General features: G+C 70.7%; 15 protein-coding genes and 1 pseudogene. 9 read left to right on the top strand and 7 right to left on the bottom strand.

Going from position 1 to position 11,587, the window contains the following annotated elements:
- Window positions 1–194: 194 nt before the first annotated feature.
- From GSF22_RS23365 to GSF22_RS23375, 3 genes are read left to right on the top strand one after another with little or no spacing between them, the layout of a single operon-like run.
- Window positions 195–377 carry a hypothetical protein gene (locus GSF22_RS23365; RefSeq protein ID WP_208815877.1) on the top strand — a complete coding sequence of 61 codons (183 nt, stop codon included), beginning with the start codon at window positions 195–197 and terminating at the stop codon, window positions 375–377.
- Entirely contained in the window at window positions 359–529 is a 171-nt protein-coding gene (locus GSF22_RS23370) for a hypothetical protein (RefSeq protein WP_244368318.1), read from the top strand. The genes GSF22_RS23365 and GSF22_RS23370 overlap by 19 nt, the downstream gene beginning before the upstream one ends.
- 2 nt (window positions 530–531) lie before the next feature.
- Window positions 532–831 carry a helix-turn-helix domain-containing protein gene (locus tag GSF22_RS23375; RefSeq protein WP_307804248.1) on the top strand — a complete coding sequence of 100 codons (300 nt, stop codon included), beginning with the start codon at window positions 532–534 and terminating at the stop codon, window positions 829–831.
- A gap of 291 nt (window positions 832–1,122) precedes the next feature.
- Here GSF22_RS23375 and GSF22_RS23380 read toward each other — a convergent pair whose 3' ends face one another.
- Window positions 1,123–1,533 (bottom strand): type II toxin-antitoxin system VapC family toxin, encoded by a 411-nt coding sequence (locus tag GSF22_RS23380; RefSeq protein ID WP_208815878.1) that lies wholly within the window; start codon window positions 1,531–1,533, stop codon window positions 1,123–1,125.
- Window positions 1,530–1,808: a type II toxin-antitoxin system Phd/YefM family antitoxin gene (locus tag GSF22_RS23385; protein WP_208815879.1), complete on the bottom strand. Its 279-nt coding sequence runs from the start codon at window positions 1,806–1,808 to the stop codon at window positions 1,530–1,532. Before GSF22_RS23385 ends, GSF22_RS23380 begins: the two co-directional genes overlap by 4 nt.
- Before the next feature lie 132 nt (window positions 1,809–1,940).
- Here GSF22_RS23385 and GSF22_RS34980 point away from each other — a divergent pair.
- Window positions 1,941–2,315 (top strand): annotated as a pseudogene (locus tag GSF22_RS34980) (hypothetical protein); the annotation flags it as partial.
- Here the strand turns inward: GSF22_RS34980 and GSF22_RS23390 are convergent.
- The gene (locus GSF22_RS23390; RefSeq protein ID WP_208815880.1) at window positions 2,315–2,689 is read right to left on the bottom strand and encodes a type II toxin-antitoxin system VapC family toxin; all 375 of its coding nucleotides are present in this window, start codon (window positions 2,687–2,689) and stop codon (window positions 2,315–2,317) included. The pseudogene GSF22_RS34980 and the gene GSF22_RS23390 sit on opposite strands and share 1 nt — an antisense overlap.
- The gene (locus GSF22_RS23395) at window positions 2,686–2,940 is read right to left on the bottom strand and encodes a type II toxin-antitoxin system Phd/YefM family antitoxin (protein WP_208815881.1); all 255 of its coding nucleotides are present in this window, start codon (window positions 2,938–2,940) and stop codon (window positions 2,686–2,688) included. The genes GSF22_RS23390 and GSF22_RS23395 overlap by 4 nt, the downstream gene beginning before the upstream one ends.
- Window positions 2,941–3,184: 244 nt before the next feature.
- On the opposite strand from GSF22_RS23395, the gene GSF22_RS23400 reads away from it, so the two are divergent.
- Together GSF22_RS23400 and GSF22_RS23405 are read left to right on the top strand one after the other, a co-directional pair.
- Window positions 3,185–3,922: a VOC family protein gene (locus GSF22_RS23400; protein ID WP_208815882.1), complete on the top strand. Its 738-nt coding sequence runs from the start codon at window positions 3,185–3,187 to the stop codon at window positions 3,920–3,922.
- Between the two features lie 340 nt (window positions 3,923–4,262).
- Window positions 4,263–4,742, top strand: coding sequence for a GNAT family N-acetyltransferase (locus GSF22_RS23405; protein ID WP_307804249.1), 480 nt, complete (start codon window positions 4,263–4,265; stop codon window positions 4,740–4,742).
- A 58-nt stretch (window positions 4,743–4,800) separates the two neighbouring features.
- On the opposite strand, the gene GSF22_RS23410 is transcribed toward GSF22_RS23405, so the two are convergent.
- A complete protein-coding gene (locus tag GSF22_RS23410; protein ID WP_208815884.1) occupies window positions 4,801–5,424 on the bottom strand; it encodes a maleylpyruvate isomerase family mycothiol-dependent enzyme in 624 nt (207 codons plus the stop codon).
- 116 nt (window positions 5,425–5,540) lie between these two features.
- Between GSF22_RS23410 and GSF22_RS23415 the strand changes: the two genes are divergently transcribed.
- Both GSF22_RS23415 and GSF22_RS23420 read left to right on the top strand, forming a co-directional pair.
- Window positions 5,541–6,617 (top strand): RNA polymerase subunit sigma-70, encoded by a 1,077-nt coding sequence (locus tag GSF22_RS23415; RefSeq protein ID WP_307804250.1) that lies wholly within the window; start codon window positions 5,541–5,543, stop codon window positions 6,615–6,617.
- 60 nt (window positions 6,618–6,677) lie between these two features.
- A complete protein-coding gene (locus GSF22_RS23420) occupies window positions 6,678–7,409 on the top strand; it encodes a DUF7873 family protein (protein WP_208815885.1) in 732 nt (243 codons plus the stop codon).
- A gap of 434 nt (window positions 7,410–7,843) precedes the next feature.
- Here GSF22_RS23420 and GSF22_RS23425 read toward each other — a convergent pair whose 3' ends face one another.
- A complete protein-coding gene (locus GSF22_RS23425; protein ID WP_208815886.1) occupies window positions 7,844–9,985 on the bottom strand; it encodes a DUF4153 domain-containing protein in 2,142 nt (713 codons plus the stop codon).
- Window positions 9,986–10,102: 117 nt separating this feature from the next.
- Entirely contained in the window at window positions 10,103–11,167 is a 1,065-nt protein-coding gene (locus GSF22_RS23430; RefSeq protein WP_208815887.1) for a cobalamin-independent methionine synthase II family protein, read from the bottom strand.
- A 159-nt stretch (window positions 11,168–11,326) separates the two neighbouring features.
- On the opposite strand from GSF22_RS23430, the gene GSF22_RS36025 reads away from it, so the two are divergent.
- The gene (locus GSF22_RS36025; RefSeq protein WP_368856910.1) at window positions 11,327–11,464 is read left to right on the top strand and encodes a helix-turn-helix domain-containing protein; all 138 of its coding nucleotides are present in this window, start codon (window positions 11,327–11,329) and stop codon (window positions 11,462–11,464) included.
- Window positions 11,465–11,587 lie beyond the last annotated feature (123 nt).

An 11,587-nucleotide genomic window follows, 5' to 3' on the forward strand; every position in this document is an offset into this window, starting at 1 on the left:
CGCCCCACCCGAAACGGATACCCAAACGGAGGGGTCCAGAGTCGCAGAAGCGCAGGTCGCGGCCGATATCCTGGCTGGCTGCCCTGCTCGGACCCGACTCGCATCCATACGAACCAGGTGTCCGTGCCTTCTGCTGGCGTGGTTGCCTGATCGGCAGTCGCCACTGGTATAGCATCGTTGCTATGGCCTGGGGCGTGGTCGAGCTGGAGCCGGAGGTCGAGAAGTGGCTGGAGGGCTTGCCGACCGTGCTGTTCGCCAGGGCGGCGTTCTACGTCGATCTGCTTGCGGAACAGGGCCCGCTGCTGGGTGACCCCATACGAAGCAGCTTGACGGGAAGCTGCGGGAGCTGCGGTTCCATCTGGAGCGGCAGGCGGTGAGGATCACCTACTGGATCGCGTCCGACAGGCGGATCATTCTGCTGACGGTGTTCCACAAGACCCGGATGCGTGACGATCGAGAGGTGGAGCGGGCGCGTCGGGCGTTGGCTCGGTGCGTTGACGAGGCGCACCGTGTAGCTGAGGAGGGCTAGTGGTGGGTGATCGCACGGATTGGTCGGCCATGCGTGACCGGCGGATGGCCGAGCCCGGGGCTGTGGAGGCGTACGACGCGGCGCGGCTGGCGTTCGAGCTGGGGCGTGCCGTTCGGGAGTTGCGGGAGCGCCGGGGGTGGAGCCAGTCGCAGCTCGCGCAGGCGTCGGGGATGACCCAGTCGGCGGTTGCCCGATTCGAGGCGGGCGGCACGGTTCCGACGCTGCCGGTGTTGGAACGGTTGGCGACGGCGTTGGATGTGAGTCTCCACGTCAGTTTCGCCCCGCGCGACGCGGCGGCCTGAGGTTCCGACACGTCGACTACCGCTTCGCGCGAGGCTCATCGGACGACGCCTCGGCGCGGTGAGCTGGGTAGATTCGGCGACAGGGGCTCGCCGGCCACGGTCACCGGGTGGTTCGCATGGTGGTACCTCCGGCCCACCCGAAACGGATACCCGAACGGAGGGGGCCAGGGCCGCAGAACCGCAGGCCACGGCCAATATGCTGGCTTGCTGTCATGCTCGGGCCCGACTCGTATCGTCGGCGGGTCGGTGAGCGGGTTCCGCCCTCTTCGGGTGCCCTCCTTCGGCGGCGGGTCAGGTCTGGCCGGGGCTTGCTACGGGTAGTCCTGCCTCCTTGGCGCATTCGAGCAGTCGTCGGTCGTAGGTGACGAAAGCGGTGAGTGTCGTTCCGGACTCGTTGGTCAGAACCTGGGCGGTGGCCAGGTGGATGGCATCGAGGCTGCGTAGCGTCGGCTCGGCGAACGCGGCTGCGGTCGCGCGGATCGTACTGTCGATCTCCAGTCGGAAGAGTCGTCCGACGGCCGCCGGTACTCCGATCAAGGCTTGCGGAGCTGACCGGCGTAGCGCTCTGGGTACTTCCACCTCAACGAGGGCGGAGGAGACCAGCGGCACGTCGTCGTGGGTGTTGAGCCATGAGACGAGGTCCGCGCTGCATGCCTCCTGTCGGACTAGCTTGACGACGGCGGCGGAGTCGAGGTAGATCACCAGCGCTCCTCGTCTCGCATCGCGGCGAGCGTGGCGGCCACGTCCACGTTGTCGTCACCGAGCTTCGGTGGCAGCGGAACGGGCCCGCTGCCGGTCGCGGCGACGGCTCGTCCCGCAGCTACCAGCTTGGCCAGCGTCGACCTGTCGTCACCTACGGGAACAAGTCGGGCGATCGGGCGACCGCGATCGGTGATCTCGACGGTCTCGCCGCCGCTCACCCGAGCCAGCACCTGGCTCGTGTTCTGGTTCAGCTCCCGGACACCGATGCGTTCCATAGGCAGAGTGTAGAACTAAATGTTCTACACTTCCAGTCGCGCACGTGACCAGCGGCTTCCTCTCAGCCAAGGCTCGCGGGCTGGGCAAGTCAGCGGCAGGGGTTCGCCGGCGATGGTGGCGGTGTGGTTCGCATGGCGGTACCTCCGATCCGCGAGGTGGAACGCAGGTCAGCGGATCTTTCCGTGGTGCTACTCGTGGTGCGGGCGAGCTACGGTCTGTCCCCCTGGGGGACGGCGAACGGGCGCGCGAGGCGCCAGCGAGGTGGGATCGAGGAACTCCCGAGCGGGTCACTCCGGAAGAAGGTCTACGCCGGCCCTGACCTCATCACCAAGAAGCGCCACCACCTGACCGGGAGCATCCCGCCCGGCCCGACCGTCCGGAAGGAGGCCGAGAAGGCGCGTACGCGCTTCCTGGCCCAGGTGGACGAGCGGCGCCACCGTGTACGCGCCACCGTCGACCAGTTGCTCGACCGGTGGCTGGGAGTGCTCGCTGTGGCAGTTACCTCTCACACCTTCAGGATGTCCACGTCGTACAGCGCTATCGACGCGTCCCAGGAGACGAGGGTCAGCCTTTCGGTGGTTGCCTGTGCCACCAGCATGCGGTCGAAGGGGTCGCGGTGGTGTGGTGGCAGGCGGCCGGCGACGATGGCATGGGCGTGGGTCACGGGAAGTTCGCCGAAGCCCATGTCCCTTACCCGCTCGGCCAGATCAGGTGGGCCGGCGAGCTTCCCCGCGCCCTGTTTGATGGTGATCTCCCACAGGCTGACCGGGGAGAGGAAGATGTCCGGGTCGTGGCGGAGCCGGTCGAGGAACTCGTCGCCGAGAGTCGCGTCGCCTGTGATGGCCCACAGCGCGACATGGGTGTCCAGCAGCAGGGTCATGCGCCGATGCCGAAGTCAGTGGCGATCTCGGCGTTGGTCTGGGGTGAGTCCCAGTCGCCGGAGAGATCCAACTGGCCGGCGAGAGAGCCGACTGCGGTGCGGTTGGCCCGCCGCACCAGCGGCACCACCTTCGCCACCGGCGTGCCGGCCCGGTCGATGATGATCTCCTCGCCGCGTTCCACCCGTTCGATGATGCGCGACAGGTGTGTCTTGGCATCATGCATGTTGTAGTGCACAGCCTCGGCCGACATCACGCACCTCCTCGGTTAGCTAACAGCTTAGCCTGCCTGGTCGGAGGCCGTCACTGATCGGTGGCCCGCTTCGAGGCAGGCGGTACGGCGCCGACGCTGCCGCTGTCACGTGCCGTGCTGCTGCCGCGCACCTGGGCAGCCACCTCCGCCCCCACCTCCCTACCGCCTGCCGGCGCGACGAACCGCCTTCGGCGTGCAAATGAGGGGCACGGTCTCCCAGCCACCCGCGAATATGATCGGCGGCGTGGCGTTGCGACTTGTTCAGGTGAATTTCAAGGCTCGGGACGACTCGGCGCTCGGCCGGTTCTGGGCACAGGCACTCGACTGGGGCGTCTCCAGCGAGGGACCCGGGGTGACCAACGTCGAACCGGTGGACTTCGCCTACCCGGACCCCGTCGCCGTCTGTGTCGATGTGGTCACCGTCCCGGTGCCGGAGACGGTGCAGTACCGCGTGCACCTGGATCTCGCGACCACGTCCGCCGCCCACCAGGCGGAGTTGATCGCGCGACTGAAAGACCTCGGCGCGACGCCTGCCGACGTCGGCCAGGAGGACGTCCCCTGGACGGTCCTGGCCGACCCGGAGGGCAACGTGTTCTGCGTGCTGGAGCCCCGGGAGGTCTACCGGGACACCGGGCCGATCGCCACCGTCGTGGTCGACTGCGCCGATCCACGGGCCATGGCCCGCTTCTGGGGCGGGGCGATGGACTGGACCGTGCACGAGGTGACCGACGATCATGCGCGGCTGCGTTCGGCCAGGGGCGTCGGCCCGTATCTGGAGTTCCTCCGCACGCCCGACGAGCGGACCTGGTGGAATCGTGTCCATCTCGACGTGGCGCCGTACCTCGGTGACGACCAGGAGATGGAGGTGGCCCGGCTACGGGCCCTGGGCGCCACCGATGCCGACGTCGGCCAGGGTGACGTCCCGTGGAACGTGCTGGCCGACCCGGAGGGCAACGAGTTCTGCGTGCTCACCCCGCGCTGACTCGGCGCGTGTTCTCCCGGCCGTGCTCACCGGTGCCCCCGGTCGGTCCCGGTCCGCCGGGGCGTGGCTCGTGTCGGCACCCGACCTGTCGATCGACGACCTTCGCGAGTTCTTCCGGGAGCGTCGCTGACGTCCGGCGCACCGGCCGGGGCGTACGGGCAGACCGTGTCAGGGGCCGGGCCGCGCGGCGCGGTGCGGGGCCGGTGAGACCTCCGGCCCGGCACCGGCACCGGGCCCACGGGGCAGGTCCGCGACGAGCCCTGGCCCTTCCCGGAGATTCGCCGTCCGGCCGGCGGGAAAGTCGCTCTCCTTCCCGGAACGGGGTTGCGATCATGTCGGGGTGGATTTTTCCGGGGTCACCCTGCGCCCGATGAGTCAGGACGAGTACGACGACTACACGACGCGACGGGACCTGGAGTACGTTCAGTCCCTCACCAAGGTGATGTCGGCCGAGGCCGCGTCGAGGAAGGCGCGGCAGGATCGGGCAGCGTTTCTTCCCCACGGCTTGGCGACGGAACGCCATCGGCTCCTGGTGGCCGTGAACGATGCGGAACAGTCCGTCGGCCACGCGTGGTTCGGGCTGGACGAGCCACGGACCAGGGCAAGCGACACCGCCTGGCTGTACGACATAAGCGTGGAGGAACCCTACCGGCGGTCCGGCTACGGGAGAGCGATCCTCGCGGCCGTGGAGGCGCTGGCAAGGGAGGCGGGCGCGACCCGGCTCGGGCTCAACGTCTTCGGCCACAACACGCCCGCGATCTCGTTGTACCAGGCGTGCGGCTACGAGGTCATGGCCCAGCAGATGGCGAAACGTCTGTAACCGGCAGGGCGACCCGCAGGCAGACCGCGCCACGCCGGTCACGGGTCACCAGTGCCGGCTAGCGGGCGAAGCGTCCGGCCGCCGGGCCCGTCAGGTGCCCCGGTGGCAGGCGCCGGCCGCAGAGCACCAGCAGCAGGTCCTGGGCGAGCCCCCGCAGCGGCACCCCCGTCCCGTGTGACCAGTCGAGGTCGGTCGCCTGCAACCTGACCCCGTCGAGGTCCGCCCCGAAGAACCGGACGTTCCGCGCCCGCATCCCGGACAGCACCAGGGCGATCCGGTCCGGCGGTACCCGGCGCTCCAGTCCCAGGCCGACCGTGATGTCGAGCCCGTGGATGACGTCGTGGGAGAGCGCGCCGTGTACGCCGCCGCCGGGCGGGGTCCACGGGTGGGTGACGTTGTCCCGCAGCGCCGCGAGCAGTTGCCCGGTGGACAACTCCGCCGCGTCCCGTCGGGCCGCCCGGTCGGCCATCCGGTTCACGTCACCCCGGGCCTTCACCAGTTCGCGTACCGTCCGGCCCAGCGACGTCCGGAACGGCATCGTGAGGTGGGCGACGACCTCCCGGACCCGCCAACCGTCGCAGAGCGTGGGCGCGTCCCACTGGTCGGCGCGCAGGGTGGCGAGCAGGTCCGCCTGGTCGACGCGCTCCGCCACCACCGCAGCCCCGAGTTGTTCCCTGACCATCGTGATCCTCCTGCCTCTGTCCGCAGCCCGGTCCCGGGCCGCTGACAGGGGATACGTGCGGGGCGGCGGAAACTCATCGGTGCCGTACCGTCCGACCGGTTCCGTATGGTCGGGGCGTGGTGGATCCGGTGACCGTCGACAGTTCCCGCCTGGAGGCGTTCCGGGTCGAGTTGACCGGCTACTGCTACCGGATGCTCGGCTCGGCGGCCGAGGCCGAGGACGCGGTGCAGGAGACGATGCTGCGGGCCTGGCGGTCGGCGGCCCACTACGACCCGCAACGGGGCTCCCTGCGGACCTGGCTGTACCGGATCGCCACGAACGTCTGCCTCGACCTGCTCCGGGGGGTCGGGCGCCGGTTTCTTGCCGTGGATCTCGCGGGACCGGCGACCGGGCCGGACCTCGGCGTACCGCTCCCGGCCCGGACCTGGGTGCAGCCGGTGCCGGACGCGCTGGTGCTGCCGGCGGAGGACGGTCCGGAGGAGACCGCCGTACGACGGGAGAGCATCCGGCTGGCCCTCGTCGCCGCCCTGCAACACCTGCCGCCGCGACAGCGGGCGGTGCTGATCCTCCGTGACGTGCTGTGCTGGCGGTCCGCCGAGGTGGCCCGGCTCCTGGACACCACGACGGCTGCGGTGACCAGCACCCTGCAACGGGCGAGGGCGACATTGCGGACGGTCGGTGTCCGGCCCGGGGACCCGTTCCGGCCCGGTGACCCGGCGCAGCGTGACCTGCTCGCCCGGTACTGCGACGCGTTCGCCCGGCACGACGTCGCCGCGCTGGTGGACCTGCTGCACGAGGAGGCGACCATGTCGATGCCGCCCTTCACGTGGTGGCTGCGGGGTCGGGACCGGATCCGGGCAGCCCTGCTGGCTGCGGACGCCTGTGCGGGGGCCCGGCTCGTCCCGGTCCGGGCCAACGGGTCACCGGCGTTCTGGCAGACCCGGCCCGGCACCGACGGGGTGCACGGGCCCTTCGGCCTGGTCGTGCTGGACGTCGTCGACGGTCTGGTCACCGGCATCACCACCTACCTGGATCCGGAGCGGCTGCTCCCGCTGTTCGGCCCGCCCGGATCACCCGTCCGGGAGTCCCGGGTCGGATCGCCCGTCCGGGAGTCCGGGGTCGGATCGCCCGTCCGGGAGTCCGGGGCCGGATCACCCGTCCGGCACTCCCCGCCGGCACCGGCCGGCGGATAGTCGATCGTGGTTCTCCGGTCGCGCTGGTACCGTCCCAGCCGTCTGAAGGGAATCCGAGAAATGCCGAAGCTCAACCAGATCATCGCGGTCACCAAGGGCGTGAAGGCCCAGGCCAACCGCGACGTCACCGACGCGCACCGCAACGTTCAGAAGGCACCCCTGCTGTCCGGCATTTCCCGCAGCTACCAGCCGAAGGACGAGGAGGGCGAGCAGCTGCCGCCGGAGTCGACCCGGGTACAGGTGTCCGCCGCCGACGTGGTCGCGGACGTGTCGAAGACCCTGACCCGGCTGTTCGACCTGGTGCTCACCCAGGAGGTCGCGAACACCCGGGCCCGGGCCGACGTGGTGGTGGACGGGCGCACGATCCTCGCCGACGTGCCGGTCACCTACCTGCTGTTCCTGGAGAAGCAGCTCGTCGACCTGCACACCTTCGTCGACAAGCTGCCCGTGCTCGACCCGGCCGAGACGTGGACGTTCAGCGAGGCGGCCGGGGCGTACGCGTCGGACCCGGTCCGCACGGTCCGGAGCCGCAAGGTGATGCGCAACCACGTCAAGGCCGAGGCCACCGACAAGCATCCCGCCCAGGTGGAGGTGTACACCGAGGACGTGCCGGTCGGGTACTGGACGACCGTGAAGCTCTCCGGCGCCCTGCCCGCGACCCGGGTCAAGGAGCTGCGGGAGCGGGTGGTGAAGCTCCAGCAGGCGGTGAAGTTCGCCCGTGAACAGGCCAACATGACCGACGTCGAGGACGTGCGGGCCGGCGAGCAGGTGTTCGGCTACCTCTTCGGGTAGCGTCTGGAACTCCCCCGTGGAGCGCGGGGGTGCACGGAAGTGCAGAGACTGAGACTGACGTTCAGCCTGAGCAGAGGACGGTTCCGGTGCAGGTTCGAATCCTGCCCCCGGCACGACACGCCGGGGTGGCCCAACTGGCAGAGGCAGACCGGCCTCGCATCAACCTCAGACTATCGCTCCAGGCTCAGTATTCCCGCCGATCGCCAGATCGAACAGTCGCGGGAAACGGTCGTCGAAGTGTGGGTTCGAGTCCGACCCGCGCCTCTCGCGTGGCGCGGTAGCTCAATGGCAGAGCGCGACGAACATCAGATTGACCTGCGACTTTAAACGCCGCTGGCGTGCGACATGGGCGGAAAACGGGAGCCCCCGGCTTGGGTAGGCCGGGGGCTCCGCTATCTGCTCGTCGACCCGGGGACCGGGCGGCGCCGTCCGGCTCAGCGGCGGGACTTGGGCAGGTCGTACTGGTCGGCGGCGCGGCAGTCCTTCGGGCCGCCGACCGCCGCCGGACCCACCCGGTCCAGCGCGGCGCGGGCCCGCGTCCGGCCCAGGTTCCAGGCGTACCACGGGTCCGGCTCCTTCAGGTCCCGGGCGATCCAGCTCAACGTGCAGCGGCGGACCGGGCCGGGCAGCTTCGTCAGGGCCGGGGTGGCATCGGCGGAGAGCGCCCGCAGGTACCAGGCGTCGATCTCGCCGGTCTGCTCGTACCGGGCGATGTTGCGCCGGGCGGCGTAGTCCTCCGGGTTCAGCACGGCCAGGCTGAGCAGCATCAGCACGGCGAGACCCACGGTGGTGCGCGGGATCCAGGTACCCCGCCACCTGAGGCCGGCTGCCATGATCAGCAGGAAGACCGCGCCGAGCAGCAACTCGAACGCCATGACGAAGATGCGTTCCCCGGTGAAGCTGTAGACCTTCTGGTAGGTGTACATCCGGGACAGCGCGGACACCACGATGACGATGCTCAGCGCGCTCAACAGGCCGAGCAGGACCCGCAGCAGGGCACGCTCGACCGGCCGGTCCCGGCGGGCCCAGCGGGTCACCCCGCCCAGCACGGCCAGGGTCAGCAGCGTGACGATGACCAGCTGCCAGAACCCGCTGCGGGCGTACTCGGCGTAGCTGAGCCCGGTGGTCCGCAGGACGTGCCGCTGACCACCGAAGAGCACGGTGAACTGGACGGCGACGAAACCGCCGAAGAGCAGGGTGAGTCCACCGATGGCGGGCGCCCACTCGCCGACGCCGATCCGTCGGGTACTCGTCCTGTCCACCGTGGACAGGTCCGGCGGCGCGGCCAGGGTGTAGACGGCGGCGACCGCGATCAGGGCGCCCACGACCAGCAGGAACAGCCAGCTGACCACGGAACCGGCGCTCACCTCGGGGAACAGGTCGCCGAGCAGCGCCGAGAAGGCGACATCGGCCGAGGAGAGCAGTGCGCCGAAGACGACCAGTACGACCACGGTGGCGGCCACCGACCCGACGATCCGCCGGACGATCCCCGGGTCCTTCGAGGGCCGGATGTGCCGGCGTACCCACGGCAGCCCCCGGAACGCCGCGATCGGTGCCGCCACCAGGCTGAACAGGATCGAGCGGATCAGCCGGCCGCCCACGATGGCCAGTGCCGCGCAGATGAGCGCACCGAGGACGCAGAACGTCACCAGCCACCAGGCGTTCCGGAAGGCGAGCACGGCGAGCAGGGCCAGGGCCGCCCCCGCCCAGCCGGCCCGGACCCACCGTTCGGTACGCGGCAGGGCGGCGGTGGCCCGCCGGACCACCGCGCCCACCCCGACGGTCAGGGTCAGCCAGCCGAGGAACCACCCGATACCGGTCCGGCCCAGGGGGAGGAAGATGGCCAGCCCCAGGGCACCGGCGAGGACCGCTGCCGGTACGCCCCAGCCCTGCGCGGGTTGCGGGCCGGGCCAGTGCCGCGTGAAGAACGACGGTGGCGCCGGCCGGGGCGGGACCGCCTGGTAGGGCGGCCGGTACGGCGGCCTGGTCGGTGCCCACTGCGGCGGGACGACAGCCTGGGGCGGCGCCGGCGGTACGACGACCGTGGCGGGTGAGGTGGTCGGCTGCGGCGCCACCGGGGTCGGGACCGGGGTGGCCGGCGGCGTTGCCGCCGCTGCCGGACCGGCCTTCTCCGCTGCCGGCGCGGGCACGACGGCCGGTTCGACGTCGGTGGGCGCCGGGTCGGCCGGCTCGTCCGCGGCCGGTTCCGGGTCGGTCTGCTGTGGATCGACGGACGCCGCACCGGTCTGCGCCGGGGCGGCTGCTGTCGCCTCGGCCGGTTTCGCGTCGAGCGGCTCCGCGACGGTCTGCTGTGGATCGGCCTGCTGCGGGTCGGTGGCGGCGACCGGCACCAGCGGCAGGAACAGCGCGTACCCACGGGTGCCGGGTGCGACGGTTACCGGGATCGCCCAGGCGGGCACCCCGTCCGGGCCGGGCCACGTCATGGGCTGGGGTGCCGCCCCCGGCCCGGCCATGGCGAGCAGGTACGGCGGCGCCTCGACGGGGGTCGTGCCGGGCGTGGATCCGGACGCCGCAGGACTCCCGGAGGGATCGGTAGCCGGTGACGGCTCGGGCACAGTGTTCTCCTTGAACAGCGGGTGGGGACACTGTAGGCCCCGCCCACCGGCTGCCGCCGCCCCGTGGAGGCACCTGCCGCCGACCAGCGACCGGGTCCGGGCGGCGGCAGCCGCTGCTCACCTGCCCAGTCGGTCGGCCGCGAGCGCCGTCCCCTCGATCCGGGCCCGGATCTTCGCCCAGGCGGTGTCCCGGGACGTCGACAGGTCGTCACCGAACGGCGCGAAGCCACAGTCGTCGCAGGTACCCAGCCGGGCCGGATCGAGGTACTCGGCGGCGTGCAGCACCCGGTCCCGGACCTGCTCGGCGGTCTCCACCGCCGGGTCGATCGGATCGGTCACACCCACGAAGATCCGCTGGTCCGGTCGGGCGTGCTCGGCGATCGCGGCGAGTACCCGGCCCGGGTCCGGCTCGCTGGCGAGCTGGACGTAGAAGCTGCCGGCGTGCAACGTGAACAGGGCGGGCAGCAGGTCCAGGTAGTCGACGTCGAGGCTGTGCGTGGAGTCCCGGTCGCCACCGGGGCAGGTGTGCACCCCGATGCGGGCCTGCTCGGCCGGCGTGAACCGGTCGAGCACCCGGTTGTTGAGGGCGACGAACGCGTCGAGTACGCCCCGGGACGGGTCGAGCTTGACGGCCAGGCGTCCCTCGGTGAAGTCGAGCTGCACGCTGCTGGCTCCGGCGGCCAGCGCACCCCGGATGTCCGCCTCCGCCTCGTCGACCAGGTCGTCGAGGAAGGCGTCCCGGTCGTACCCGGGGATCCCGTCGGCCGGGTAGAGCAGGCTCAACGCGGACGGGGCGATCACCGCCTGCTTGACCGGTACCGTGGCGTGCCGCTGGGCGGCTCGCAGGTACTCACCGGCGTGGCGGGCGTACCGGAACGGGCCGGTGGTGAGCCGGGGCAACTGCCGGGTGTGGCCGTCCGCGAAGGGGATGACGGCGCCGTCCGGGGCCAGCCCGGGAAGACCGTCGAGCGGGTACGTCGCGAAACTGGGCTTGCGTTGCTCACCGTCGGTGACGATCGGGGAGCCGAGGGCCTCCAGCCGGGCGATGGTGTCCCGGGTGGCCTCGTCGTACAGCGCGTCGAGCGCGTCGGGTCCGATCCGACCGGCCGCGTGGTCCGCGATGCCGGCCAGCAGTGCCGGAGGGCGGGGGATGCTGCCGATCGGTTCCGTCGGGAGATTCATCGGATTCCTTCCGTGGATACTCTCCGGTCTTCAGGCCGGAGAGAAAACGGACCCCTGCGGAGCAGGTCAGGGGTAGCCGATCCGCAGTCTGGGCGGGTAGGCGCCTGCCTGCGGACTCCCCGCAGGATCGGTTCCAAACAAGTGCACTGTCTTGTGAACATGGCCTCACGGGTGAAACGGGCGTACAAGTTCCGCTTCTATCCGACTCCTGAGCAGGCTGACCTGCTGAACCGGACTTTCGGGTGCGTGCGTAAGGTCTACAACCTGGCCCTGGAAGCCCGGACTGCCGCCTGGTAGTGCTTTGTTAGGTTGGGACGAGTTGGTGGCAGAGAGGGCAGAACCCGAGCCAGGTCGCGAGTAGGTACTGCAGTTGCCGCAGGACGGCGTAGAGGCTCAGGTCTGCCCCACTGCTTTTGGGCG

The sequence above is a fragment of the Micromonospora echinofusca genome (genome assembly GCF_017614955.1).
GTDB lineage: Bacteria > Actinomycetota > Actinomycetes > Mycobacteriales > Micromonosporaceae > Micromonospora > Micromonospora echinofusca_A.

Bases quoted from the DNA above. Each gene is read 5' to 3' on its own strand.
- GSF22_RS23385 (WP_208815879.1), bottom strand. From the start codon at position 1,808: ATGGAACGCATCGGTGTCCGGGAGCTGAACCAGAACACGAGCCAGGTG.
- GSF22_RS23390 (WP_208815880.1), bottom strand. From the start codon at position 2,689: ATGACCCTGCTGCTGGACACCCATGTCGCGCTGTGGGCCATCACAGGC.
- GSF22_RS23395 (WP_208815881.1), bottom strand. From the start codon at position 2,940: ATGTCGGCCGAGGCTGTGCACTACAACATGCATGATGCCAAGACACAC.
- GSF22_RS23410 (WP_208815884.1), bottom strand. From the start codon at position 5,424: ATGGTCAGGGAACAACTCGGGGCTGCGGTGGTGGCGGAGCGCGTCGAC.
- GSF22_RS23420 (WP_208815885.1), top strand. From the start codon at position 6,678: ATGCCGAAGCTCAACCAGATCATCGCGGTCACCAAGGGCGTGAAGGCC.
- GSF22_RS23430 (WP_208815887.1), bottom strand. From the start codon at position 11,167: ATGAATCTCCCGACGGAACCGATCGGCAGCATCCCCCGCCCTCCGGCA.
- GSF22_RS36025 (WP_368856910.1), top strand. From the start codon at position 11,327: ATGGCCTCACGGGTGAAACGGGCGTACAAGTTCCGCTTCTATCCGACT.